General features: G+C 69.7%; 24 protein-coding genes. 11 read left to right on the top strand and 13 right to left on the bottom strand.

Going from position 1 to position 25504, the window contains the following annotated elements; genetic code table 11:
- Positions 1–372 precede the first annotated feature (372 nt).
- From BLU08_RS00985 to BLU08_RS00975, 3 genes are all read left to right on the top strand, one after another.
- Positions 373–3021: an ATP-dependent DNA helicase gene (locus BLU08_RS00985; RefSeq protein ID WP_369816848.1), complete on the top strand. Its 2649-nt coding sequence runs from the start codon at positions 373–375 to the stop codon at positions 3019–3021.
- Positions 3018–3650 (top strand): hypothetical protein, encoded by a 633-nt coding sequence (locus BLU08_RS00980; protein WP_090194171.1) that lies wholly within the window; start codon positions 3018–3020, stop codon positions 3648–3650. The genes BLU08_RS00985 and BLU08_RS00980 overlap by 4 nt, the downstream gene beginning before the upstream one ends.
- Before the next feature lie 95 nt (positions 3651–3745).
- Positions 3746–4285, top strand: a complete 540-nt coding sequence (locus tag BLU08_RS00975) for a histidine phosphatase family protein (RefSeq protein WP_090194168.1) — start codon at positions 3746–3748, stop codon at positions 4283–4285.
- 63 nt (positions 4286–4348) lie between these two features.
- Here BLU08_RS00975 and BLU08_RS00970 read toward each other — a convergent pair whose 3' ends face one another.
- On the bottom strand, positions 4349–4978 hold the full coding sequence (locus BLU08_RS00970) for an SOS response-associated peptidase (protein ID WP_090194165.1): 630 nt from the start codon (positions 4976–4978) through the stop codon (positions 4349–4351).
- Positions 4978–5904, bottom strand: coding sequence for a 4-hydroxybenzoate octaprenyltransferase (gene ubiA, locus BLU08_RS00965; protein WP_090194162.1), 927 nt, complete (start codon positions 5902–5904; stop codon positions 4978–4980). Before ubiA ends, BLU08_RS00970 begins: the two co-directional genes overlap by 1 nt.
- Before the next feature lie 148 nt (positions 5905–6052).
- On the opposite strand from ubiA, the gene BLU08_RS00960 reads away from it, so the two are divergent.
- On the top strand, positions 6053–6808 hold the full coding sequence (locus BLU08_RS00960) for a 16S rRNA (uracil(1498)-N(3))-methyltransferase (RefSeq protein WP_090194159.1): 756 nt from the start codon (positions 6053–6055) through the stop codon (positions 6806–6808).
- Positions 6809–6884: 76 nt separating this feature from the next.
- A complete protein-coding gene (locus BLU08_RS00955) occupies positions 6885–8258 on the top strand; it encodes a glutamate--cysteine ligase (RefSeq protein ID WP_090194157.1) in 1374 nt (457 codons plus the stop codon).
- Between the two features lie 25 nt (positions 8259–8283).
- On the opposite strand, the gene BLU08_RS00950 is transcribed toward BLU08_RS00955, so the two are convergent.
- The 5 genes from BLU08_RS00950 to BLU08_RS00930 all read right to left on the bottom strand — a co-directional run bounded on the left by BLU08_RS00950 (position 8284) and on the right by BLU08_RS00930 (position 14202).
- Positions 8284–9687: an isoprenylcysteine carboxylmethyltransferase family protein gene (locus BLU08_RS00950; protein ID WP_090194155.1), complete on the bottom strand. Its 1404-nt coding sequence runs from the start codon at positions 9685–9687 to the stop codon at positions 8284–8286.
- A 65-nt stretch (positions 9688–9752) separates the two neighbouring features.
- On the bottom strand, positions 9753–11102 hold the full coding sequence (locus BLU08_RS00945; protein ID WP_233996037.1) for a PQQ-binding-like beta-propeller repeat protein: 1350 nt from the start codon (positions 11100–11102) through the stop codon (positions 9753–9755).
- Positions 11103–11203: 101 nt separating this feature from the next.
- Complete coding sequence (locus BLU08_RS00940) at positions 11204–12004, bottom strand: tetratricopeptide repeat protein (protein ID WP_233996036.1); 801 nt, start codon at positions 12002–12004, stop codon at positions 11204–11206.
- A 192-nt stretch (positions 12005–12196) separates the two neighbouring features.
- Positions 12197–13339 carry a glycosyltransferase gene (locus BLU08_RS00935; RefSeq protein ID WP_233996035.1) on the bottom strand — a complete coding sequence of 381 codons (1143 nt, stop codon included), beginning with the start codon at positions 13337–13339 and terminating at the stop codon, positions 12197–12199.
- Entirely contained in the window at positions 13336–14202 is an 867-nt protein-coding gene (locus BLU08_RS00930) for an alpha/beta fold hydrolase (protein WP_090194149.1), read from the bottom strand. The genes BLU08_RS00935 and BLU08_RS00930 overlap by 4 nt, the downstream gene beginning before the upstream one ends.
- A 108-nt stretch (positions 14203–14310) precedes the next feature.
- Here BLU08_RS00930 and BLU08_RS00925 point away from each other — a divergent pair, with 108 nt between their 5' ends.
- Together BLU08_RS00925 and astD are read left to right on the top strand one after the other, a co-directional pair.
- Entirely contained in the window at positions 14311–15762 is a 1452-nt protein-coding gene (locus tag BLU08_RS00925) for a protein adenylyltransferase SelO family protein (protein WP_090194145.1), read from the top strand.
- Positions 15763–15843: 81 nt separating this feature from the next.
- Entirely contained in the window at positions 15844–17259 is a 1416-nt protein-coding gene (astD, locus tag BLU08_RS00920; protein ID WP_233996034.1) for a succinylglutamate-semialdehyde dehydrogenase, read from the top strand.
- A gap of 9 nt (positions 17260–17268) precedes the next feature.
- Here astD and BLU08_RS00915 read toward each other — a convergent pair whose 3' ends face one another.
- Complete coding sequence (locus BLU08_RS00915; RefSeq protein ID WP_090194143.1) at positions 17269–17994, bottom strand: hypothetical protein; 726 nt, start codon at positions 17992–17994, stop codon at positions 17269–17271.
- 330 nt (positions 17995–18324) lie between these two features.
- Between BLU08_RS00915 and rarD the strand changes: the two genes are divergently transcribed.
- Positions 18325–19254 carry an EamA family transporter RarD gene (gene rarD, locus BLU08_RS00910; protein ID WP_090194141.1) on the top strand — a complete coding sequence of 310 codons (930 nt, stop codon included), beginning with the start codon at positions 18325–18327 and terminating at the stop codon, positions 19252–19254.
- Between the two features lie 12 nt (positions 19255–19266).
- Here the strand turns inward: rarD and pyrC are convergent, their stop codons facing one another.
- A complete protein-coding gene (gene pyrC, locus BLU08_RS00905; protein ID WP_090194139.1) occupies positions 19267–20304 on the bottom strand; it encodes a dihydroorotase in 1038 nt (345 codons plus the stop codon).
- A gap of 69 nt (positions 20305–20373) precedes the next feature.
- Here pyrC and BLU08_RS00900 point away from each other — a divergent pair, with 69 nt between their 5' ends.
- Positions 20374–21282: a RimK family alpha-L-glutamate ligase gene (locus BLU08_RS00900; protein ID WP_090194136.1), complete on the top strand. Its 909-nt coding sequence runs from the start codon at positions 20374–20376 to the stop codon at positions 21280–21282.
- Positions 21279–22022 (top strand): folate-binding protein YgfZ, encoded by a 744-nt coding sequence (locus BLU08_RS00895; protein WP_090194133.1) that lies wholly within the window; start codon positions 21279–21281, stop codon positions 22020–22022. Before BLU08_RS00900 ends, BLU08_RS00895 begins: the two co-directional genes overlap by 4 nt.
- On the opposite strand, the gene BLU08_RS00890 is transcribed toward BLU08_RS00895, so the two are convergent.
- Positions 22019–22630, bottom strand: coding sequence for a TetR/AcrR family transcriptional regulator (locus BLU08_RS00890; RefSeq protein ID WP_090194130.1), 612 nt, complete (start codon positions 22628–22630; stop codon positions 22019–22021). The two genes, BLU08_RS00895 and BLU08_RS00890, sit on opposite strands and share 4 nt — an antisense overlap.
- 53 nt (positions 22631–22683) lie before the next feature.
- On the opposite strand from BLU08_RS00890, the gene BLU08_RS00885 reads away from it, so the two are divergent.
- Positions 22684–23592, top strand: coding sequence for a metal-dependent hydrolase (locus BLU08_RS00885; RefSeq protein WP_090194127.1), 909 nt, complete (start codon positions 22684–22686; stop codon positions 23590–23592).
- A 20-nt stretch (positions 23593–23612) separates the two neighbouring features.
- Here the strand turns inward: BLU08_RS00885 and BLU08_RS00880 are convergent, their stop codons facing one another.
- From BLU08_RS00880 to rplU, 3 genes are all read right to left on the bottom strand, one after another.
- Positions 23613–24152, bottom strand: coding sequence for a GNAT family N-acetyltransferase (locus BLU08_RS00880; protein WP_090194124.1), 540 nt, complete (start codon positions 24150–24152; stop codon positions 23613–23615).
- Positions 24153–24383: 231 nt separating this feature from the next.
- Positions 24384–24653, bottom strand: a complete 270-nt coding sequence (gene rpmA, locus BLU08_RS00875; RefSeq protein WP_090194120.1) for a 50S ribosomal protein L27 — start codon at positions 24651–24653, stop codon at positions 24384–24386.
- Positions 24654–24675: 22 nt separating this feature from the next.
- Positions 24676–25338 (bottom strand): 50S ribosomal protein L21, encoded by a 663-nt coding sequence (gene rplU / locus BLU08_RS15605; RefSeq protein WP_369816806.1) that lies wholly within the window; start codon positions 25336–25338, stop codon positions 24676–24678.
- Positions 25339–25504: the final 166 nt, after the last annotated feature.

The raw sequence follows: 25504 nt of genomic DNA, 5'->3' as shown, positions 1-25504 counted from the left end.
GGGCCGCCTGCAAAGGTGACAAAGTTGACACCCTGTCACCTTTTCCGGCTCCGATTTCTTCCCTGCAGATCATGGGCTTGAATTCCGAAACGACGGGCGGACGAACAACGGGGCGAGGCGCGAAATGGCGTTCCCGCCTGCCGACCGCGTCAGCCTCCTGCCACGCGCCGCGCCGGTAGGACAGGGCGCCGGGCGAAACGGCGCGCGGGCGCGTTTACTTTCGGCGGCGCCTGCTCCATCTTGGCCGGCGTGACGGTTCCCTCCACCGCCCCCGCCCCGCTTCCGCTGCCCGCCCTTCATGCCAGTCATGGGGGCAACTGGCTGCGCGGCCCCGACGGAGGGACCGGGGCGGTGTCGAAAGGCGATGCGATCATGGCCGCCGCCGACACCCCCGTGCTGATCCTGAACGCCCCGCTGGTCGCCAGCCGGCTGGGCTATCCCGACCTTTCGGGCCTCGACCTGCTCGAAGCCTTCGCCTTCGTCCACCCGGCGCGGTTCTGCGTGCCGACGCCGCGCGGCCTTGCCGAAGCGCTCGGCATGGATCCGCCGCAGGGCGATTCGGACGTGCCCGAATTCCTCCAGCGCGCCGCGGGCGCCCTGTGCGCCGCCTGCGCGGACGGCGAATGGTTCGAACGCGCCGGGGCGTGGAGCGCGCTGCAATCGCTGGAACGCCTGCGCTGGCCGTGGGCGCAGGTGCTCAGGCCCCATGTCGCGCGCCCCGAACGGGCGGAGAAATGGCTCTTTTCCGCGCTTCCCGAATGGGAGGAGGCGGGCGAGCGCGCGCCTCCGCGCCAGGTCGACCTGCCGCCCGAGACGGTCCTGAAACGGCTCGACGAACTGACCGGAGAGGGCGCGGAAAGGCGCGCGGGACAGCGCGCCTATGCCGCCGACGCGGCGCGCATCTTCGCGCCCCGGTCGAAACGCGAAGCGCCGCACGTCGCGCTGGCGCAGGCGGGGACGGGGATCGGCAAGACGCTGGGCTATCTCGCGCCCGCGTCGGCCTGGGCCGAGGCTTCGGGCGGGACGGTGTGGGTGTCGACCTACACCAAGAACCTGCAGCGGCAATTGCGGGTCGAAAGCCGGCGGGCCTGGCCGCTCAAACGGCCCGACGGCACGCCGCCGGTCGTGGTCCGCAAGGGGCGCGAGAACTACCTGTGCCTGCTCAATCTCGAGGACGCGCTGCAGGGCGGGTTTGCCGGGCGGCCCGCGATCCTCGCCCACCTCGTCGCGCGCTGGGCCGCCTTCACCCGCGACGGGGACATGATCGGCGGCGACCTCCCGGGCTGGCTCGGCACGCTGTTCCGCCGGCGCGGCATTGCGGCCCTGACCGACCAGCGCGGCGAATGCATCTATGCGGGCTGTCCGCATTACCGCAAGTGCTTCATCGAACGGGTCGCGCGCGAAAGCGCCGGCGCCGATCTCGTCATCGCCAACCACGCGCTCGTCATGATCAACGCCGCGCGCGGCCGCGATCACGCGCAGCGCCCCACCCGCATCGTCTTCGACGAGGGGCACCACGTCTTCGAGGCGGCGGATTCGACCTTCGCCGCGACGCTTTCGGGGCAGGAGGCGATCGAGCTGCGCCGCTGGATCATCGGGCCGGAAAAGAACGCGCGCGGGCGGCGGCGCGGCCTTTCGGCGCGGCTGGCGGACGTGGCGAGCTACGACGAGGCGGGCGGCGAGGCGATCCGCGCGGCGAGCGAGGCGGGCCAGCTGCTCCCTTCCGACGGCTGGCTGCAACGGCTGGTCGAGGGCGAGCCGAGGGGGCCGCTCGAACGACTGCTCTTCGCGGTCCGCACCGTCACCTACGCCCGCGACGAGAGCGGCGGGCAGGAAGCGGGCTACGGGATCGAGACCGAGGCGGCGGGCCTGCCGGGCGAGGTGATCGAGGCCGCCGGGCTTGCCGCCGGTGCGCTAGCGGCGATCCGCGTGCCGCTGATCCGGCTTGCGGGGCGGCTCGAGGCGATCATGGCGGACCCGCCCGACTGGCTCGATTCGCAGGGCAGGGCCCGGATCGAGGGGGCGCGCCATTCGCTCGCCTGGCGGATCGACCTGCTGGCGGCCTGGGAAGCCCTGCTCGATCGGCTCGGCGGGTCGGCGGACCCCGAATTCGTCGACTGGCTCGCGGTAGACCGCAACGACGCGCGCGAATTCGACGTGGCGATCCACCGCCGCTGGCTCGACCCGATGAAGCCCTTCGCGCGCATCGTGCTCGAACCCGCGCACGGCGTGATGCTGACGAGCGCGACCCTGACCGACCGGATCGGCAGCGCGCCGGGCGATCCGTGGGAAAGCGCGATCGCCCGCTCGGGCGCGGCGCATCTCGACTGCGCTCCGATGCTCAGCACCGCCGACAGCCCCTTCGACTACGCCGCCCGCGCCGAGGTCCTGATCGTCACCGACATCCGCAAGGGCGACCTGCCCGCGCTCGCCGGGGCCTATGCCCGGATCATCGAGGCCTCGCGGGGCGGCGTGCTCGGCCTGTTCACCGCGATCCGCCGGATGCGCGCGGTCCATGGCCGCATCGCCGACCGGCTGGCGCGCGCGGGCCTGCCGCTCTACGCCCAGCACGTCGACCCGATCGACACGGGCACGCTGGTCGACATCTTCAAGGGCGATCCGCGCGCCAGCCTGCTCGGCACCGATGCCCTGCGCGACGGGGTGGACGTGCCGGGCCGGAGCCTGCGCTGCGTCGCATTGGAAGCCGTGCCCTGGCCGCGCCCCGACATCCTCCACAAGGCCCGCCGCGCCGCGAGCGGGGCCGGCAGCGGGTACGACGACCGCATCATCCGCGCCCGGATCGCCCAGGCCTTCGGGCGGCTGATCCGGGGCAAGGATGATTCCGGCCATTTCGTGGTCCTCTCGCCCGCCTTCCCCTCGCGGCTCCTTTCGGCCTTTCCCGATGGCACCGCGATCCGCCGGGTGACGCTGGACGAGGCGCTGGCGCGCATCTCGGCCGGGCTGATCGGGCCGGACGAGCCCGCCGGGGCCGAAGCGGACAGGATGGAGGCAGGCGCGTGACCGGCGATTTCAACAGCGCCCTCAGGATCGTGACGATCGGTGCCTGGCTGCTGCTGCTCGCGCAATATGCCGGGATCGCGATGCGCGCCGAACTGCGCCTGCCGCTCGCCCTGCTGGCGCTCGCCAACATCGCCGCGATGCTGGCGGGCGGCGGGCTGCTGTTCGCGCCCAGCATGGCGGAGCCCTTCATCCTGCTGCTCGCCGCCTTCGCGCCCTTCGCCGCCTGGCTCGCGGTGCTGCGCCTGATCGGACAGGGGCCGGAATGGCGGACCGTGCTGGTCGCGGCGCTGGCGGTCGCGGGCACGTTCGCGGTCGCGCGATACGGCGGGCCGCCGGGCGAGCCCGCCTTCTACGCGCTGCGGGTGCTCTCGCTGCTGCTCGCCGCCGACATCGCGCGCGCCGCCATCGTGGGCCGGTCGCGCGACCGCGAACCCGCCCGCCGCGCGCTGCGCCTGACGCTCGCCCCCTTCGCCGCCCTCCAGGCGGGCCTGCCCGTGCTGGCCGAGATGGTCGTCGGCCGGGGCTTCCTGCCCGCCCCGCTCTCGCTCGCCGAGGCGGCGCTCACGCTGGTCCTCGCCATGCTGCTGGCGCTCGCCCTGTTCGTGCCCGAGCGCGCGCTGCTCGATTAGGGCGCGGCCGGGCGGCGCCCTTCCCCTTTACAGCACCCCGATGCTCGTGTTGGAGGAGCGCCGCCGAAACATCCGCGAGGGAGCGCGTTAGGGTCATGAAGCTGCTCGGATTGCTGCGCCATGCCAAGTCCGACTGGGGCGATACGAACCTGCGCGATTTCGACCGCGGCCTCAACGAGCGCGGGCGGCGCGGGGCGAGGGTGATCGGCAGGCACCTGCGCGATCACGGGACGAAATGGGACCTGCTGCTCGCCAGCCCCGCCGTGCGGGTGAGGGAGACGCTCGCGGGCGCCCTGCCGGAAAGCGAGCCGGTCTTCGACACGCGGCTCTACCTCGCCAGTTTCGACACGATCATCGAGACGGTGCAGAGCCATGCCGGCGCGGCGGAAAAGGAACCGGACGCGGTGCTCGTCTCCGGCCATAATCCGGGCCTGCAGGAGCTGATCCTCGAACTCGTCTCGCCGAGCCACGAAAGCGACCTCTTCCGCGAGGCGGCGATCAAGTTCCCGACCGCGAGCTACGCGATCCTCGAATGCCCGATCGATTCGTGGGCCGAGCTCAAGCCCCGCACCGCCAGGCTCGCCCATTTCGCCCGGCCGCGCGATCTCGATCCTGAGCTCGGGCCGAGGCACTAGGACGGGCAAGGATCGCAGCTTCGACGAGGCGCTGGGCGCGATCGAGCAATTCCGCAGGGAGCCCTAGAGCAGGCTTTTCTGCGTCCCCCGGCCCTTGGCCCAGCTTTCGTCGGTGCGCTCGACCGCGATGTCGCCGCCCCAGGCCCGGCACAGCGCCTTCGCCTCCTCGGGCGAGCCCTCTACCCAGCCCGCGTAATCCCCGGGCGCGAGCAGCACGGGCATGCGCGTGTGGACCTCTTCGGCGGCACTCCCTGCACTGTCGGTCATCACCATCGCATAGCACGCGCCCCATTCCTCGCTGTCCCGCCACACCCCCGCAGCGGCGAACAGCGGAGCATCGGGCAGCGACAGCCAGGTGCGGGTCATCGCGCCCTTCGCCCCTTGCGCCTCGGCCCAGCCGGTCAGCGGGATCAGGCAGCGCCGCTCCTCGAAGGAATGGCGCCAGAAGAAGCTGTCCAGCTTGTCGGTGCGCGCGTTGTTCACCGGCTTGGGCTTCAATGGCTGGCCGCTCTTGCCCTTCGTCACCAGCGGGAAGCCCCAGACCATGCTTTTGAGCGACCCGTCGGCGACGACAAGGCCGGGCCAGCCGGGATAGACCTCCTCTGCGTAATTCGCGCCCCCTGCCGCGTCGATCGCGTCGAACCAGCGGGCGACTTCGTCGCGGTTCTTCGTCATGCGGTAGAGGTTGCACATCAGGCGAACCCGACGACGAAACACGCCGCCGCCATCAGCGCGCCCGCCATCCGGTTCGACCGGAACCGCTCGAGCGGGTTCGCCGGGTCGTCCGCATCGAGCGTCGCGACCTGCCAGGCAAGGTGCCCGGCCACCGGCAGCAGGGTGAGAAGCGCCAGCGGATCGGGCCGCAGCAGCCAGAAGCCGAGCGCCCACAGCGCGATGGTCAAGGCATAGAACCCCGCGATCCCGGCATGGACCCGCGCCCCCATGCGAAGCGCGGAACTCCTGATGCCGACCAGCGCATCGTCCTCGCGGTCCTGCAGCGCATAGATCGTGTCGTAGCCGATCACCCATGCGATGCACCCGGCATAGATCGCGCCGATGGCGTCCCAGTGATCGAGCCTCAATTGCGTCCAGCTCACCAGCAGGCCCCAGTTGAACACCATGCCGAGCCAGGCCTGCGGCCACCACGTGATCCGTTTCATGAACGGATAGGCCGCGACGAGCGCAAGGCTGGCGAGCGCGACCAGTTGCGCCTGCCAGCGCAATTGCAGCAGCACGAGAAGGCCCACCATGCTCAGCGCGACGAGCCAGATCCACGCGGTCCGTTTCGACACCCGCCCGCTCGCCACCGGCCTTGCGGCGGTGCGCGCCACGCTCGCGTCCAGTTTCGCATCGACGATGTCGTTGTAGACGCACCCCGCCCCGCGCATGGCGATGGCGCCTGCGAGATAGAGCCCGAGCAGCACCGCCAGCGCCTCCCACGGCGCGCCGTATCCGCCGAGCAGGGTCCCGAAGGCGCAGGGCCAGAACAAGAGCCACCACCCGATCGGCCGGTCGAACCGGGCAAGCTGGGCAAGGTCGCGCGGCAATTGCGGCAGCCGCGCGACGAGGCCGCCCGAAATCGTGTTGCGTTCGCTGTCGGGGACGACGGTTTCGCTCATGCTGCCCTCCTACACATCCGCGCCGCCGAGGCGAAGGGGGAACGCGGTTCGCCCGGCTTCGCGCGGTGCGCGCCATGCCCGGCACCTTCGGGCGAAGCTCCCCGCGAGCGGGGATGACGCAGCGCGCGGCGCAGGCTAAGGGCGCGCCATGCCCGCCACCCCTGCCTGGCCGCCGAAAAGCGCGCCCCGCCTGTTCGTCGAACCCGTACTCGCCGCGGGCGAACGGCGCGTGATCGCGGGCAATGCGGCGCATTACCTCGCCCGCGTGATGCGCGTCGCGCCGGGCGATGCGGTGATATTGTGCGACGATGCGACCGGCGAATGGGCCGCGCGGGTGGTGGACGTGGCGAAGCGCGAGGTGACGCTGGAAGTGGTCGAAAACCTGCGGGCGCGCGAGGCCGTGCCCGACCTGTGGCTGTGCCCCGCCCTGCTCAAGAAGGACCGTTTCGACCTCGTGCTGGAAAAGGCGACCGAACTGGGCGCGGCGCGGATCCTGCCCGTCCTCACCCGGCGCTGCGTCGCCGACAGGCTCAACCCGGAGCGCGCCCGCACGATCATTGTGGAGGCGGCCGAACAATGCGCGCGCACCGCCCTGCCCGACCTTGCGGAGCCGATGAAGCTCGACGCGCTGCTCGCCGACTGGCCGGAGGACCGAACGCTGTTCTTCGCCGACGAGGAGGGCGGGGAAAGCGCCGCCGATGCCTTCTGCTACCATGACGGCCCCGCCGCGATCCTGATCGGCCCCGAAGGCGGCTTCGATGACGCGGAGAGGCAGGGGATCCGCGCCCACCCGAACGCGCGCCCCATCAGCCTCGGCCCGCGCATCCTGCGCGGCGAGACGGCGGCGATCGCCGCGCTCGCCGTGTGGATGGCCGAGGCGGGCGACTGGCTCGAGGACGAATGATCCCGCGCGGGGCCGGGCAATTTATCGCTTCCCACGGCCTCGCCGGTTTCCTAGGGCGACGCACCGGGAGAAGCCCATGAGCACACGCGAGACGTCCAGCATCGACGAACCCGTCATCGAAAGCCGCGAAGACCTCGTCGCGCCGATGATCCGCGGGGAAAAGCCCGTCTCCGAATGGCGGATCGGGACCGAGCACGAGAAGCTCGTCTACAAGCGTTCCGATTTCCGAGCGCCCTCCTATGATGAGCCCTGCGGCATCCGCGACCTGCTGATGAACCTCGCCGAATTCGGCTGGGAGCCGGTCGAGGAAGGCGGAAAGGTCATCGCCATGCGCGGCGAGGACGGCACGGTCAGTCTCGAACCCGCCGGCCAGCTCGAACTGTCGGGCGCGCCGCTCGAGAACCTTCACCAGACCTGCGCGGAAACCGGGCGCCATCTCGAACAGGTCAAGAAGGTGGGCGAGCGCTGCGGCGTGTCCTATCTCGGGCTCGGCATGTGGCCCGACAAGACGCGCAAAGAGCTCCCCGTCATGCCCAAGGGCCGCTATGCGATCATGATGCGGCACATGCCGTGCGTCGGCAATCTCGGGCTCGACATGATGCTGCGGACGTGCACGATCCAGGTCAATCTCGACTATTCGTCCGAAGCCGACATGGTGAAGAAGTTCCGCGTCGGCCTCGCCCTGCAACCGCTCGCCACCGCGCTGTTCGCCAATTCCCCTTTCACCGAAGGCAGGCCCAACGGCTATCTTTCCTATCGCAGCCACATCTGGTCCGACACCGATCCACACCGTACCGGAATGCTGCCCTTCGTGTTCGAGGACGGCTTCGGCTACGAACGCTGGGCCGAATACATGCTCGACGTGCCGATGTATTTCGTCTTCCGCGACGGGAGATACATCGACGCGGCGGGGCTTTCCTTCCGCGATTTCCTCGAGGGCAGGCTTTCGGTGCTCCCCGGCGAGCGGCCGCGTCCGTCGGACTGGTGGGATCACCTTTCGACCGCCTTCCCCGAGGTGCGGCTCAAGAGCTTTCTCGAAATGCGCGGCGCGGACGGCGGCCCGTGGAGCCGGATCTGCGCCCTGCCCGCGCTGTGGGTCGGCCTGCTCTATGACAGGCAAGCGCTCGATGCGGCGTGGGACCTCGTCAAGAACTGGTCGATGGAGGAACGCGAGCGGCTGCGCGGCGAAGTGCCACGCCTCGCGCTCGACACGCGGCTGCCCGGTGGCACGGGCACGATGCAGGACCTGGGGCGCGAAGTGCTGAAGATCGCCCACGGCGGCCTCGCCGCGCGCGCGCGGCTCAATTCCTCGGGCGACAACGAAACCGGCTATCTCGAAACGCTGGACGAGATCGTGGCGACCGGAAAGGTCCCGGCGCAGCGCCTGCTCGACGCCTATCACGGGGAATGGAACGGGGACGTGACGAAGGTCTACCAATACTCGTTCTGACAACGCCGGGTCATTCGGCGCCGGGTCATTCGGCGGGCTGGACGACCGCGCCCCGTCCGCCCTCCCCGCCCCGTCCCAGGGCACGCATCAGCCGCGCGAGCCGGGCGGTGACGAGGCCGCGCTCCTCCATCCAGGCGTGGTATTCGCGGTATTTCGCATCCTCGGCGAGGAGATGCGCCTCCTCCGTCTTCGCACGCCAGTAATAGATCGCGTTGACGAGCAGCAGGAAGAAGGTGTTGCGGATCGCGTCGGCCGCCGAATTGCTCGTGACGAGGAAGGGCATGACGGTGAACCACCAGAACAGGTTCTTCGAAAGATAGGCCGGGTGGCGGGTGAAGCGGTACGGCCCGTTCGTCAGCACGCCGCGATAGGTGAGGTTGGAAAAGCGGATCCCGAAGGCGACCGTCGCCCAGGCGTAGATCGCGCTCAGGAACACGATGATCGCGGCCCAGGTCCACAGCAGCGCCGGCTGGCCGGAAAGCCAGTAGCCCCAGCCCGCGACGTTCCGTTCGTAGGAAAGGATCTGGTTGCCGTTGCCGATGATCCCCCAGACGAAGGGCGGATAGCAGAGCAGCGCCGCGACCCACCCGCCGAGCAGGGGATTGCCCGAACGGATATGCGCGTCGAGCGGGCGCAGGGTGAAAAGGTATCCCACCGTCCCGATCTGCACGTCGACGACGAAGAGCAGCGCGACAAGGAACATGGTGAGCTCGACCGGATTGGCGAGCATCCGCGCCGGGTCCGCCTCGACCACCTCGGCAAAGCCGCCGGGGAGGATCGAGATCATGAAGGCGCCGAAGAAGCCCTTGATGAGCCAGGCGCGCGCGTGCTTTGCGATCTCGCCCCGCTCCCAGCCCGGCCGCCCGGCGATCAGCGCACCGAAATGCCAGGTCGAATCGCGCTGATCCACCATGAACCGGTCGAGCCACAGGACATAGGGAACCGACAGCGCCATCAGCGGGACCAGCGCGGCGGCAAGCACCTCCATCGCGAAGAGGTAGGAGCCTTCCCAATACCAGCGGCCAAGACCGTAGAGCGCGGCGAGCGCGGCGAAGGTCGCCCAGAGCCCGACGAGCTTGACCAGGCTGACCGGCCAGGTTTCGGCGAGCGGGCGCTTCGAGGACCAGTCGAGCCCGGTCGAAGGACGCAGGTGCACCCGGTCTACCAGCACCGAATAAACCGCCATCGGCCCGGCGGTGAAGACCAGCGCGGCGAGCGCTGCGTAAGGCCCCGACAGGACGCCGCGCGCGCCCGACAATTCCCCCGCGAGGCCGAGCGCGTCGGCGATCGCCGGATAGGACCGGCACACCAGGATCCACGCCAGCAGCCCCAGCAGCCCCGCAAGGCCGACCCCGGCGGACACATCGCTTGCGGGCATCGGCCTTGCAGGCAGGCGCGCGGGCGCGCTGGACGGGGAACGGGCGCTCATCACGCGCCGAGCCTTAGCGCGAAGTGGTTAACGACCCGCTCAGACCTGCGCCGCGCGGCGCGAGCCTATTTCCAGGCATGAATCGTCCCGTTGTCGTCGAGCACGTAGAGGAACCCGTCGGCGACGATCGGCGGCAGGCTGACCGGCTTGCCGATGTCGGCGAACATCGTCGCCGACCCTTCGGACACCGAGGCGCGCCAGATTTCCCCGCGCGAACTGGCGACCCACAGGTTGTCCCCGGCGAGCACCGGCCCGGTCCAGAAGATCGGGTCCTTCTTCTTCTTTTCGTTGCGGAATTGGCGGAGCTGCGTGATCCACCGCACCCGCCCGGAAGACCGCGCGATGGCAAGCAGGCGCGCATCGTCGGTCAGGGTGAAGATCCATTCGCCCGCGATCGCCGGGGTCGAAATCCCCGCCAGCGTCAGTTCCCAGATGCGCTGGCCGGTGACCAGTTCGTAGGCCGCCATGCGCCCGCCCTGGCCGAGCGCATAGACGCGGCCCGAATCGATGATCGGATCGGCGTCGATATCGGTGAGCGAGGAAACCTGCGTCGAGATGTTCGTGCGCGCCAGCGCATCGGCCCACAGCGGGCGCCCGTTCTCGTAGCGATAGGCCGACAGTTCCCCGGAGGAATAGCCCGCGATCACCGTGCCCTGCCCGGCCGCCGGAGCGGCGACGCCGAACACGCCCGATTGCGTGGACGAACCGGATTCGTCCCACAGCAATTCGCCGTTGCGCGCGTCGAGGGCGAGGATCTGGTTGTCCTGCGTCATCACGTAGACCTGCCCGAAGGCGATCGTCGGCGAACCGCGGAGGGGACCGGCGGGTTTGACCTTCCAGATCAGCTCGCCGGTCTCGGCCTTCTTGGCCTTGACCTCGCCAACGCCGTTGGTCGCATAGACGATGCCGTTGTCGTAGCTCACCCCCCCGCCGAAGACCGAGTTCCTGAGGTTCTTCGCCATCTCGTCCTCGGAACGGGTCCACCTGGTCTCGCCGGTCGCGTGGTCGAAGGCATGGATCACGCCCTGGGTGTCCTCGACGAACAGCAGGCCGCCGCCCACCACGGGCGAGGCGGCGAGCCGGCGGCGCTGGTTCGCCCCGGCGATCCGGGCGGTCCAGCGCTTGGTCGGGTTTTCGGCGAGGGCGAGGTGGCCGTAGCTCTTGCTGGCCGAGCCGCTGACCTGCGGCCAGTCGTCATTGCTGCGCGCGGGCGGCAGCACCACGCTGACGTCGGCGAGATCGGGATCAACGCTGGTGCCGCGCTCGATCCGCGAAAGGATCGGCGTGCGCTCGCCGATGGTTGGGGTGGTCTTGGGGTCGCCGCCGCCGAACAGGCCGCCGCTGCAGCCCGCCAGCCCAGCCGCGAGCGCCCCGGCGACGAGCGCGCCCTTGAAAGCCGTCTTGGTGATCATCATCCGTCCGTTCATTTGTCGTGCGCGGGCGCCCCCGTCCCGCCGTTCCCGCCGGATCCGCGCGGCCGATGCCCCCGGGGCCCGCCGTGCGGCTCGTTGCCAGTTCATTCTCCCGCGTCGACCCCGGCGCCCTCTTCGGGGAGCGCGCCTTCCTCGCGCAGCAGCGCCTCGACATCCTCGATCGCGTCGACGCCGAGCACCCCGGCAAGCTGCTGGGCGCGGCGAGTCAGCGTGTCGGGCAGGTCGTCGTCCTTGGCGATGGCGGCGAAAATCTCGCCCGCCTCGTCGCGATTGCCCATTTCGAGATGGGCGATCGCGGTGAGTTCGGCGGCGCTGCCGTAGAAAATGCTGCCCGGCCGGGCGAGCGGTTCGAGCTTGGCGATGGCGTCCGCCGGGTCGCGCTCGTCGAAATTGCTCGCCACCTCGCGCAGCCGGGCAAGGTCGCGCATGGGTGCCGGGATTTCCTCGTCGGCGGCGATCGCCGCGTAGATTTCGACCGCGCGCGCGGTTTCGCCCTGTTCCAGCGCCGCGCCCGCCTGCAGGAACAGCGCCGCCGCCCGCGCCCCGACCGTGCCGTCGGCGGTGAGCGGTTCGACCCGCTCGCTCGCCGCCTCGTAATCGCCCGCATCGACCGCGTCCAGGGCGGTGATGAGCGTTTCCGACTGCGCCTCGAGCTCGGCCTCCTGCTGGTTCTGCCAGTAGAGCCAGCCCCCGAAGGCGGCGAGGAAGACCACCAGGATCCCGGCCAGGGCCGGGCCGTAGCGTTTCATGAAGGCGGCGGCATCGTCCTGCCGCACGGCTTCGTCGATCTCGCGGATCAGGACCTCGTCCTCGGCCGAAGGCGCCGGCGTTGCGCGGTCCGCAGCCGGTTTCGATCGATCGGTCTTCGTAGGGATAAGCGCCACGGAAGAAGGGTTCCTTGTCCATTCGTGCCCGCCCGAGGCCCGAAGCGGACGGGCGGCACCGACATATGTTTGCAGGTTGCGGCTCTTTAGGCAGGTGCGCCGCCTTCCGCAATGCCAAGGCAGCGGGTGGCGCCGTCCCTTGCCGTGCGCCAGTTGAACCGGCGATGAAGCGAAAGGGGCGCGACGGGGTCGCTAGATCGCCCGGCCCAGCGCCTCGCCATAGACTTCGCGGTAGCGCGCCACCATCGCCGCCTCGTCATACAGCTCCCGCGCGCGCGCCCGGTTCGCCGCGCCGATTTCGGCGGCAAGGTCCGGTTCGGCGGCGAGGTCGGCGAGCATCTGGCCGAGCGCCTGCCAGTCGCCGGGCACCGCGATGAAGGGCCGGTTCGCATCGGCCAACATCGCGCGGATGTCGCCCACGTCGGGCGCGGCGATCGCGAGCCCGGCGGCCATCGCCTCGACCACCGAAAGCGGGAACTGCTCCGACCGGCTCGACAGGGCGAAGATGTCGAACAGGCCGATCACCTCTGCCGGGTCGGGATGGCTGCCGGGCAGGTGGACGCGGTGGCTGATCTCGAGCTCGTCTGCGACCGCGCGGATCGAATCGCGCTCCGGCCCCTCGCCGATGATGACGAGGTGCCATTCCTCGCCGAGCGCGGTCAGCGCGCGGACGAGGTCGCCCAATCGTTTTACCGGGCGCAGGCCGGCGAGCGTCCCGACCCAGCGTTCGCCCTCGCGCTTGACCACGCGGAACGAGCCCGGCTTCGGCTTGCGGGCGAAGCGGGCGGTCGCGATGCCGTTGGGGATACGCACGATCCGGGCGGGCGGCTGCTTCCACGCCTCGCGCGCGATCTTCTCCAGCCGCTCGCTCGGCAGGATCAGGCGATGAGTCCGGCCGAGCGCGATCCGGCGGTACCAGTTGCGCCGCGCCTTCAGTTCGTCGACCTCGTCCTCGTTGAAGCCGTCCTCGTGGTGGATCAGCGGCGGCAGGCCCATCGCCTGCGCGAAAAGGGTGTGCGCCATCACCGCGTCCATCGCGCCCCAGTTATAGGTGAGGACGAGGTCGTAGCCCTTCATCGCCTCGGCGATGGCGACCAGCCGTCCGGGCGAGGGAAACCCGGTGAGCGCCGGGAAATCGGCGGGGAAGGAAACCTTGACCGCGCGCGCGACATGGTCCCGCGCCCCGGTCTCGCCCGGCTCGCCCGAAACCACCGCGTGTTCGAGCGCGCCGCCGAAGGCGTTCATCAGCCTGACCGCGCGCAGTTCCTTGCCCCCGGCCGCGAAGGTCGAGTGGCAGTGCAGGACGCGCGGCGGGCGAGCGGCGGGCGCGGTCACTCGACCCCGGCCAGCAGGGCGTCGATCGCCGCGCGCGCCTCGGGCTCGTCGAGGGTCGGGGCATGGCCGACGCGCGGCACGGTGACGGTTTCCAGCCGCGGGTTCAGTTCCCGCATCCGTTCGACCGTCGCGGGCGAGATGAGGTCCGACAATTCGCCGATCACCAGCAGCATCGGCTTGCCCGCAAGCGTCTCGAACGCGCTCCACAGGTCGGCCGGCGCGGCGTTGCCGGGCTTGGCAAAGGGTTCGGCGATCGCCATGTCGTAATCGTAACTGATGCGCCCGTTCTGGCTCACCACCATGATCCGCTTGGCCATGTCGAGCCAGTCTTCGAGCGTGTAGTCGGGGAAGGCCTCGCCGTGCACTTCGCAGAGCGAGCGGGCGGCGTGGATCCAGGTCGGATAGCTGCGCCCCTGGCCGACATAGCCGGAAATCCGTTCCAGTCCGGCCGGTTCGATGACCGGCCCGATGTCGTTGAGCACGACCGCGGCGATCCGGTCGGCGTCGGCCTGGGCAAGCAGCATGGTCATCAGCCCGCCCATCGAGGTGCCGATCGAAACGAAGCGGGTCAGGCCGCGTTCGGCCAGCAGTTTCTCGACGTCGGCGACATAGGTCAGCGGGTTGTAGGTCTCGGGATCGGGGGCGTAGTCGCTCATCCCGCGCCCGCGCATGTCGGGCACGATGACACGGCGGGTCTGCGCGATGTGCTGGGCAAGGTCGGCGAAATCGCGCGCGTTGCGGGTCAGGCCGTGCAGGCACAGCACCGGGGTCCGCGTGCCGCCTTCGGGTCCGGGATAATCGCGGTAATGCAGGGTCAGACCGTCCGGGCTGGTCCAGCTGCAATCGTCGTAGCTTGCTGCCATGGCGGCGGATTTTCCTTCGATTCTCGACACGCGGCGGTTGTCCGCATTCGCGCATAGGCCGCCTCGCGGCGCTTGCAAGGGGCGAGGCGCATCGCCACACTCGCGCGGATGGACAAGGACACGCAAGCGGCCGCGCAGGGCGGCGAGACAGCAATCGGCGAAATCGCGGACTTCATCGCCGTGCCGGTCGAGCCGGCGGACTTCCCGCGGACCGAGATCCGCTTCCGCAACGACCGCGCGGCGGCCGAGGTCGGGCTGGCCGGGCTCTCGGACGACGAATGGGCGGCGCATTTCGGCCGGTTCCGCGCCCTGGAAGGCAACCTGCCGCAGCCGCTCGCGCTCAAGTATCACGGCCACCAGTTCCGGGTCTACAATCCCGAGATCGGCGACGGGCGGGGCTTCCTCTTCGCGCAGTTGCGTTCGTCCGACGGCCGCCTGCTCGACCTCGGCACCAAGGGATCGGGGACCACACCCTTTTCGCGCGCGGGCGACGGGCGGCTGACGCTGAAGGGCGCGGTGCGCGAAATCCTCGCGACCGAAATGCTCGAGGCGCTGGGGGTGAACACCTCGCGCACCTTCTCGGTGATCGAGACCGGCGAGGATTTGTGGCGCAACGACGAGCCTTCGCCCGCGCGTTCGGCGGTGATGGTGCGGCTGTCGCATTCGCATATCCGCATCGGCAGCTTCCAGCGCCTGCTCGCGCACGAACAGGGCGAGGAGATGGAGCGGCTGGTGGACTATTGCCTGACCCGCTTCCCCGGCCCGCCGCCGCCCGCGGACATGCTCGAATCCGTGCCCGCGCCAGAGCAACCGGCGATCCGGCTGATGCACCAGGTCGTCGAACGCATGGCCGACCTCGCGGCGAGCTACATGGTCGCAGGCTTCGTGCACGGCGTGCTCAACACCGACAACATGAACGTGACGGGCGAAAGCTTCGACTACGGCCCGTGGCGCTGGCTGCCGCGCTGGGACCCGTCCTTCACCGCGGCCTATTTCGACCATGCGGGGCTCTATGCCTTCGGCCGCCAGCCCGAGGCGATCCACTGGAACTGCGGCCAGTTCGCGGTCGCGCTGCGGCTGCTCGCCGAAAGCGAGCCGCTGATCGCGGCGCTGGGCCGGTTCCCCGACCTCTACATGGCGGCGGTCGCGCGGCGCTGGTGCTGGCGGCTCGGCGTGCGCCCGCGCGGGGCCGAGCCCGACGGCGCGCTCGTCGCGGCGTGCGAGAAGGCGATGCGCGAAAGCGGCGAGGGGCCGGACGATTTCTTCTTCCGCCTGCGCCGCGCGATCGCCGCGGGCGAGCCGCCGGCCGATCTCGCCCCGGCGCTCGACGGCTACGAAGCCGCGGCCAGCGACCATCCCTACTGGTCGGACGAGGCCCCCCAGTCGATGCTGATCGAGGAGGTCGAGGGCATCTGGTCCGCGATCGCCGAGCGCGACGACTGGCAGCCGCTCGCGCGCAAGGTCGCCGCCCTGCGCCGCATGGGCGAGGCCCACGGCCCCGCCCCCACCCCCGCCGGACATGTCCCGACCGGGCACGCGTCCCATGGGCAAGGCCGCTGACCCCTAGCTTTTGCGGCCTCTTGGGAGTACCCGGGCGCCGATGAAGGGGGGGAAGACCATCCGCTTTGAAGGCAGGCTGACGTGAGCGAACCGGCGACGCTGATCTCGACCGCGCCCGCGACGGGCGAGGAATTGTGGCGGGGCGAACACGGCGATGTCGATGCCGCGGTGAGCCGCGCGCGGCGCGCCTGGCCCGACTGGGCCGCGCGCCCGCTGGCCGACCGGATCGACACCATGCGCCGCTTCGCCAACGCGGTGCGCGACCGCGCGGAAGAATTCGCCGACCTGATCGCGCGCGAGGCGGGCAAGCCCCTGTGGGAAGCCCGCACCGAAATCGACGCGGTGATGGGCAAGGTCGACATCTCGGTCCAGGCCTATGCCGAACGCACCGGCAAGAAGAAATTCGACAGCGGCATCCAGGGCACCGCCGCGGTGCGGCACAAGCCGCACGGGGTGATGGCCGTGCTCGGCCCCTACAATTTCCCCGCGCACCTGCCCAACGGCCACATCGTGCCCGCCCTGATCGCGGGCAATGCGGTGCTGTTCAAGCCGTCCGAGAAGACCCCGGCGGCCGGCGCGATGCTGGTGCGCTGCCTGCACGAGGCGGGCGTGCCGGAAAACGTCGTGCAGCTGGTCATCGGCGGACCGGAGGAAGGCAAGGCGCTGGTCGCCCATCCCGGGATCGACGGCGTGCTCTTCACCGGCTCCGCCCAGGCGGGGATCGCGATCAACCGCAAGCTCGCCGCCAATCCGGGCAAGATCCTCGCGCTGGAGATGGGCGGCAACAACCCGATCGTCGTGATCGACACGCCCAAGCTCGCCGATGCCGCCGCGCTGGTCGTGCAGAGCGCCTTCACCACCGCGGGCCAGCGCTGCACCGCCGCGCGCCGGCTGGTGGTGAAGGAAAGCGTCTACGACGATCTCATGGCCGAACTCGTCCCGCTCACGAAGCAGCTGGTGGTGGGCGATCCGCTGAACGATCCGCAGCCCTTCATGGGGCCGGTGATCGACAACGACACCGCCGAACGGCTGAGCGAGAGCTTCGTCGCACTGATGACCGCGGGCGGACGCGTGCTGGCCCCGATGCGGCGGACGATTCCCGACCGGCCCTTCCTCACCCCCGGCATCCTCGACGTGACCGATATTCCCGACCGGCCCGACATCGAGCTGTTCGGCCCGCTGCTCCAGGTCGTGCGCGTGCCCGATCTCGACGCGGGAATCGCCGAGGCGAACAACACCCGTTTCGGCCTCTCCGCCGCGCTGATCGGCGGCGCGCCCGAGGATTACGGGCGGTTCTGGGCGAACGTGCGCGCCGGGATCATCAACTGGAACCGGCCGACGAACGGTGCCTCGTCGAAAGCGCCCTTCGGCGGGATCGGCCTGTCGGGCAACCACCGCGCGGCCGCCTATTACGCCGCCGATTACTGCGCCTATCCGGTCGCGAGCACCGAGATGGACCAGCCGCGCGCCAATATCGGGATCGGGTTGAAGCCCTGAAGGCCCGGCTCAGGGCCGCCACCAGACGATATCGACCGCGGTGAGGGCGCCGGGCCCCGCGCCCACGGCGACGAGCATCGCCCCCCCTTCGCCCGAGGCGGCGACCATGCGCACGGGCGCGTCGTGAAGGCGCGGGGCCGTTCCCGCGCGCGCGGCGCGGGTGAAATGGTATTGCAGCACGTCCTCGGCCGCCGCCGGGGTGAGATAGCGCACCGCCCGCGCCCCGCACGCCGTGCCTCCCGCCGCCGCCCTGACCATGCCGTGCGGCATGATCCGCGCCATCGCGGGAAGGTCGGCGGCGAAGGCGAAGCCCGCTTCCAGCCCCCGCGTGCAGCGACCGGGCGCCCCCGCCGCGGCGAGCATCGCAGACGCCGTCGGCGCCCCGGCGAAGCCGTCCGGCCCCTTCGCCGCCCCGGCCCTCGGCAATTCCGGGATGCGCCCGCCCTCGAGCAGTTCGAGCCGCGCCGCCTCGCGCGCGGCCTGCGCGGCCTCCTCGCTCCGGCGCAGCGGCGGCAGGGCGTGGCTTGCGGGAACGGTCAGCACCGCATTGGCTTCGTTGCGGTGGGAAAGATCGGGGTCGGTCATGAGCGGGTCGTGGAGCGCCGCGGCGAGCAGCGGATCGGCCGCCAGCGGATCGCCGCCGGTCTTCGCAGCCGGCTCCTCCCCGCAGCCGGCGAGCGCGAGGGCGTGCGCGAGAACCAGGGCGAACGGGAGGGGCGAAAGCGCGCGGATCATCGCCGGGGCGCCTCGCATGGTTCCGGTTAACATCCCGCCAACCACGCGCTCCCGCGCGGCCGATAAGCGCGCGAAAGTGAAGACGCCCCCGCCTCCCATGGGGAGACGAGGGCGCCTTCCGCGGCTGGTGGGGGCCGCGCCCGGACCATAGGTGGGATGGCCCAAGAAGGAGGCGGGGACCGGGCAACCAGTGCCTCGCCGCGATTTCCCGTTCATCCATAGCTCACCTTTCCTGAACGGACGTGCATCCGGCGCGACAGCATCCGTTCACCTCGATCGGTTTTCCGCGGCTTGCGCGCCCGCGCTCCGCGGCCTACCTGCCGCGCCCTGATGCGCGCGCTCTTCCCCGATTCCGCCAGCGGCGAACCCTCCGGCCTTCCCGCTGCGCTCGGCGCCTACACGATCTGGGGATTCCTGCCGCTCTACCTGCTGCTGGTGCGGCACATCCCGCCGTTCGAATTCGTCGGCTGGCGGATCATCTGGACGCTGCCGCTCTGCCTTGTGATCGTCGCCCTGCGAAAGCAGTTCCCCGCGCTGCGGCAGGCGCTGTCGAACCCGCGCGCCATGCTCGCCCTGCTGGCGAGCGCGACGCTGATCGGGATCAACTGGTTCGTCTACATCTGGGCGATCACCGCGAACGAGGTCTATGCGGCAAGCCTCGGCTATTACCTCAACCCGCTGCTGAACGTGCTGCTCGGCACGCTGGTGCTGGGCGAACGGCTGTCGCGCCTGCAATGGGTTGCGGTCGCGGTCGCGGCAAGCGCCGTGGCGATCCTTGCCGCAGGGGCGATCACGACGCTCTGGATCAGCGTGGCGCTGGCGCTCAGCTTCTGCCTCTACGGGCTGGTGCGGAAACGGGTGCCGGTCGGCTCGCTACCCGGTCTCACGGTCGAAAGCGTGCTGCTGCTGCTCCCCGCCGCGGGAATCGCCGCGTGGTACGCGCAGACGCCCGCCGGACCGGCTTTCGGCACGGACTGGGGACAGAGCCTGCTGATCGCCTTTTCCGGCGTGGTCACCGCGGTGCCGCTGCTCCTCTTCGCGATCGCGGCGAAGCGGATGGATTATTCGACCCTGGGCTTCATCCAGTATCTGGCGCCCACCATCGTATTCCTGCTGGGCCTCACCGTGTTCGGGCAGGAATTGCGCCCGGTCCAGCTGTTCAGCTTCCTGCTGATCTGGACCGCGGTCGGCATCTTCGTCGCCGATCTCCTCGCGCGCGGCCGCCGGGCGAAGGCGGCGCGCAGCGTGGCGGCGAGATAGCCGCCGGGCGCGCTAGGCGGCGATCCGCCAGCCGAGCGTCTGCCCGGCGTGGAACGGCACGATCGCCGCGCCCGCCAGCGCCAGTTCCTCCGGCACCGCGACTTCCGCGCGTTCGAGCGTGATCGTCTCCTCATTCACCGGCAGGCCGTAGAAGGCCGGGCCGTGGAGCGAGGCGAAGCCTTCGAACCGGCCGAGCGCGTCCTCTTCCTCGAACACCGCGAGATAGCTTTCGAGGGCGTGGGGCGCGCCGAAGATGCCCGCGCAGCCGCAGGCCGATTCCTTGTCGTGGCGGAAATGCGGGGCGCTGTCGGTGCCGAGGAAGAACTTGGGGCTGCCCGAAGTCGCCGCCGCGCGCAGGGCGATCCGGTGCTTCTCGCGCTTGGCGACCGGCAGGCAGTAATTGTGCGGCCGGATGCCGCCCGCCAGCATGGCGTTGCGGTTGAGGTGGAGGTGCTGCGGCGTGATGGTCGCCGCGACATTCGGGCCGCAGCCGGTGACGAAGGCGACCGCATCGGCGGTGGTGACGTGTTCGAACACGACGCGCAGCCTCGGGAAATTGCGGATGATGGCCTTCAAGTGCCGGTCGATGAACTCGGCCTCGCGGTCGAAGATGTCGATGTCGTGATCGGTCACTTCGCCGTGGATGCACAGCACGATGTCCTCGGCCTCCATCCGTTCGAGCACGGGATAGATGCGTTCGACATCGCTCACCCCGGCGGCGGAATTGGTGGTGGCGTTGGCAGGATAGAGCTTGGCCGCGGTGAACACGCCTTCGGCCGCGCCGCGCGCGAGGTCGTCCGCATCGGTCGTGTCGGTGAGGTAGCAGGTCATCAGCGGGGTGAAGCGCACGCCTTCGGGCACGGCTGCAAGAATCCGCTCGCGATAGGCCGCGGCCATTTCGGCGGTGGTGATCGGCGGCACGAGGTTCGGCATGACGATCGCCCGGGCGAACTGGCGCGCGGTATAGGGCACCACGGCGCGCATCACCGCGCCGTCGCGGAAATGGAGGTGCCAGTCGTCGGGCCGGCGGATCGTGAGGCTGTCGGTCATGCCCCGGACCTGTAGGCGCGCGCGCAGGGTCTTTCCAGAGGCTTGAAGCGGTCCTAGAGGCCGCGAACCATGACCACGATCGGTTTCCTCGCCTGCGAGACGACACTGCCCGGCGCGGGCGCACGCCGCCGCGGCGATGCCTACGAGCACGATCTCATGGTCGCCGCGCTCGAACCCGCGCTTGCCGGCGAAAGGATTGCGATGCGGGTGATCGATTGGGAAGCGCCGCTCGCCGAATTCGACGGGATCGCGGCCGTGCTGCTGGGCACCGCGTGGAATTACCAGGACAAGGCCGCCGCCTTCCTCGCCCGGCTCGAAGCGCTCGCAGCGCGCGGGATCGCGGTCCACAACCCGCCCGCCGTGGTCCGGTGGAACCTCACGAAATCCTACCTCGGCGAGCTCGAGGCGGCAGGCGCGCCGATCATTCCCTCGCAGTTCATGAACGATGTCACCGCCGCGGATGTCCGTTCGGCCTTCGCCGAATTCGGCTGCGACCGGCTGGTCCTGAAACGGCAGGTCGGCGCCGGGGCCGAAGGGCAGGTCCTGCTCCATGCCGCCGACCTGCCCGGCCCCGACTGGCGCTTTGGCCGGCCGGCCATCGTCCAGCCCTTCCTCCCGGCGATCGAAACGGAGGGCGAACTCAGCTTCGTCTTCGTCGCGGGCGAGCTTTCGCACGCGCTGTGCAAGCGCGCGGCGAAGGGGGATTATCGCATCCAGTCGCTCTATGGCGGGATCGAAAGCCGCCACGAACCCTCGCCGCAGGAGGCCGCAAGCGCGCGCGCCGTGCTCGCCGCGCTGCCCTTCGACCCGCCGCTCTACGCCCGGATCGACATGGTCCGGCACGACCGCGCCCTGCTTCTGATGGAAGCCGAGCTGATCGAACCCTATCTCTACCCCGAACAGGGCGAACGGGTGGGCGAACATCTCGCCCGGACGCTCGCCCGCCTGCACCTGCCGGAAGAAGGGAGCCGCCCATGACTGCCACCCGCCTTGCCAACCGCGCCGTGATCCGGGTTTCGCCGCGCGACCCGTCCGAAAACGGCTCCGCCTTTCTCCAGGGCCTCGTCACCAACGACGTGCGCGCCGAACGGCTCGCCCAGGGTCCGGTCTATGCCGCGCTGCTGACCGCGCAGGGCAAGGCGATGTTCGATTTCCTGGTCTGGGGAGACGGAGCTGATGTCCTGCTCGATTGCGAGGCGTGTGCGGCGGACGATCTTGCGAAACGGCTCGGCCTCTATCGCCTGCGCCGGGCGATCGACATCGCGCGGGACGAAACGCTCGCCGTCCACTGGAGCGCGCAGCCCCGCGAAGGCGCCGCCGCCGACCCGCGCCTTGCCGCGCTCGGGTGGCGCTGGCTCGCGCCCGCCAATGACGGCGAGGAAGGCGCGGACGAGGCCTGGCTCGCCCACCGCCTCGCCCACGGCGTGCCCGAGGGGCAGGGCGAGCTCGGCGACATCCTGTGGCTGGAAACCAACGCGGTCGAACTGCACGGGGTGAGCTTCGACAAGGGCTGCTATGTCGGACAGGAGAACACGGCGCGGATGAACTGGCGGCAGAAGGTCAACCGCCGGCTGGTCGTGGTGGACCTCGAAAGGTCGCAGGAAAAGCGGCGCAAGGCGGCTTACCCTGCGCTCGGCAAGGCGGTCGATCACCTGCGCGTGGACGATCTCGACCCGGCGACCCTGCCCGACTGGCAGGCGGCGGGCGTGTCCGCCTAGCCGGCGCGCTGATAGCGGGCGAGCGATGCGGCGAGCTGTTCCGCCGCGCGCACCCGCGCCGCCTCGCGCGGGAGGCCGAGCGATTTCGCCAGCGCCGCCCCGATCAGCGCGTCGCCCATGGCGAGCAGGACGAGGCTGAGCGTCTCGCGGTGGACCTGGCGCGGCTCGCCCCCGTCCTGATCGACGTGCCCGGCTTCCTCGGGCGCGATCTCGTCGACGAGATCGTGGATCGTCCCGATGATCGGATTCAGGGCGTCCTCGTTCCCGGTCAGCAGCATCCAGGATGCAAGCGCCCCCGCCCCCTCCCGGTCGAAGGCGTCGAAGGCGAGATCGACCACTTCGCGCGGGCTGCCGAGCCCCGCGCGGCTGGCATGGACCGCCTCGATGATTGTCTCGCACACGGTCCGCGCGAGATGTTCGGCAAGCGCCTTCTGCAGCCCCGCCGCCGAGCCGAAATGGTGCAGCAGGTTGGCATGGGTCCGTCCGATCCGGGCCGAAACCGCCTTCAGCGTGACCGCCTGCGGACCCGCCTCGATCAGCAGGGCGCGCGCCGCCTCGAGCGCGGAACTGCGGGATTCCTCGGGCGTTAAGCGTTTGCGGCCGGTCATGGCTTTGGGGTATACAAGGTCATCGCCGGTGGGGATTAACGGGGATTGCGGACATGAACAAGCACACGGCACCGGCGAATGGAGCGGCCGCGCGCGGCTCGCACAACGCCCCGCAGGACATCGGCGCAACGCCCCACGACCATGAACTGACGGTCCGCAACGAACGCTTCGACCGCGCCGCGCTGGTCCCGCGGCACTGGCATTCGGGCGATCCGGTCGCGACCGCGTGGTACAATTCGATCTCGGCCAGCCTGCCGCGCGGAGAAGCCTTCTTCATCGACACCCTGCGCGAATTCCGCGGGTCGGTCCCGCCCAGGCTCGCCTCTGAGATCAAGGCCTTCTGCGCGCAGGAGATCAACCACACGCGCGAACACGTCGCCTTCAACCGGCTGGTGTCCGACCATGGCTACAACGTCGAATCGATCGACCAGGGCATCCAGGTCATGCTCGACCTGACCAAGGGACGCCCGGTCGAATTCAACCTCGCCATCACCATCGCGCTCGAACATTTCGCCGCGATCATCTCGCGCCACCTGCTCGCCTATCCCGAATTTCTCGAGGGTGCGGACCCGATCGCGGCGGAAATCTGGCGCTGGCACGCGACCGAGGAGGTCGAGCACAAGGGGCTGACCTACGACGTCTGGCTCCACGCGACGAAGGACTGGTCAGACTGGAAACGCTGGCGGGTGAAGACGCTGCTCGCCATCCTCATCACGCGCAAGTATTTCCGCAACCGCGTGCGCGACGCGCTCGGCCTGTTGGAGCAGGACGGGATCCCGCGCTGGAAGGGGCGACTGAAACTCGCCTGGTTCCTGTGGGGCCGTCCGGGCATGATGCGGCGCATGTTCTTCGAATGGGCCGCGATCCTGAAACCCGGCTTTCACCCCTGGCAGCACGACGACCGGGCGCTCATCGCCAGGTGGCAGAGCCCCTATGCCGACGCGGTGATGCCCGCCGAGTGAGCCGGAAGGGCGCGCGGCGGTCAGGCCGCGCGCTGCCTTTCGCCTTCCGACGCGACCAGCCGAAGGCGATATTCGGCCGCTTCGACCTCTTGCCCGCGCGCGCAGGAATGGCGCTGCACGATCCGTCCGGTCGGTTCGAAACCGAGCTTGCGAAGGACGCGCCCGGAAGCGGGATTGTCGAGGAAATGCGAGGATTCGAGCTCGCGATGGCCCAGCACGCGCGCGATGCCGACCACGGCGCGTCCGGCCTCGGTGGCGAAGCCCTGCCCCCAGAACGGCCGTGCGATCCAGTAGCCGAGTTCGACCGCTTCCCTGCCTTCCACCGCACCCAGCCCGATGCAGCCCACCACCGCCGCATCCGAGGCGCGCGTGGCGAGAAACGTCGGATGGAACGGATCGAACGCGCGCCCCGCGAATTCGCGCGCATGGTTCTCGTCATAGGGCCAGGGCACGGTGGCGAGGTTTCGCACCACGCTTTCGTCCCGGATGCCGCCCAGGACGCCCTGCCAGTCCTCTGGCCAGATCGGCCGCAGGAACAGTCTTTCGCTGCGATGAAACACGAGTTCTCCCTTCCTCGCCCCGCGTCGCCGCCGATAAGCGGGATGCGTGACAATTTCATGGCCGTGAAATTTTATGATTCCAACGGCTTTGCGGCAGAGGGAGAACGGGGCGCGTGAAACCGACACGCAAACGAAAAGGGGGAGACGGGGCGGCCCCATCTCCCTCCTGGTCGCCGGATGCTTGCCGGCTGGGACCGTCCCGCTGGACGATCCCGTCAGCGAATCGTCCGATTATTCGGCTGCCTCGGCAATCATGTCGACCGAGACGTATTTGCGGCCGAGCTTGCCCTTGTGGAATCGCACCACGCCCGCTTCGAGCGCGAAGAGGGTGTGGTCCTTGCCCATGCCGACGTTCGAGCCGGGATAGAACCTGGTGCCGCGCTGGCGCACGATGATGTTGCCGCCGATCACGTCCTGACCGCCGAACTTCTTGACGCCAAGGCGCCGGCCTTCGGAATCGCGCCCGTTGCGCGACGAGCCGCCTGCTTTCTTGTGTGCCATGAGCCTGTACCCTTGCCTTGAATTACTTGTCTTCGCCCGAGGCGGCTTCGGCCTGGTCGACCTTCGCGCGCGGCGGCTTGCCGTCGAGCAGTTCCTGCGCCTGCACCGCCCACTCGTCCTTGATCGGGCGATTGCCGAGCTTGAGCTCGTCGTTCCACTTGTTCGCGGTGGCCTCGTCCCAGCCGGCGATGTCTTCCCAGCTGTTGATGCCCGCCTCGCGCAGCTTCTTCTCGATCGTCGGGCCGATGCCCGAAATCAGCGAGAGGTTGCCGGTGTCGCGGTCGCTCTTGGTGTCGGTGCCCGCGGTATCGGTGCCCTTGGTTTCGGCGCCCTTGGTTTCGGCCTTGGGAGCCGCATCCTTCCTGGCCGCGGCCTTCTTCGCCCCGCCGGTGCCCACGTCCGTGATGCGCAGCAGGGTCATCTGCTGGCGATGGCCGTTCTTGCGGCGGTAGTTGTGACGGCGACGCTTCTTGAAGACGATGACCTTTTCGGACTTCGCCTGGGCGATGATCTCGGCCGAGACGGTCACCTTGGACGCGTCGGCGAGCGAATCGCCTTCGCCGGCCAGAAGGACGTCGCCCAGCGTGATCGTGTCGCCGGCCTCGCCCGCGAGCTTTTCAACGGCAATCTTGTCTCCGGCGGCAACCCGATATTGCTTGCCGCCGGTACGCACTATCGCGAACATGGCTTTTTACTCTCAATCTCTTGCTGTGCCCGGTTTCGGCGGAGTTTCCCTTTCGGACACTCCGCGCCGACCAGGCGGCAGTGGGCGCTGCGACGATGCCGCGCCGGAAAGAAGCGTGCCGTTAGGCGAAAGGGCATCCCAAGTCAACGCCGCCCCGGCATAATTT

Source organism: Erythrobacter sp. HL-111 (assembly GCF_900105095.1).
Classification (GTDB): domain Bacteria; phylum Pseudomonadota; class Alphaproteobacteria; order Sphingomonadales; family Sphingomonadaceae; genus Erythrobacter.
This window is presented reverse-complemented; position numbering and strand designations above follow the sequence as displayed.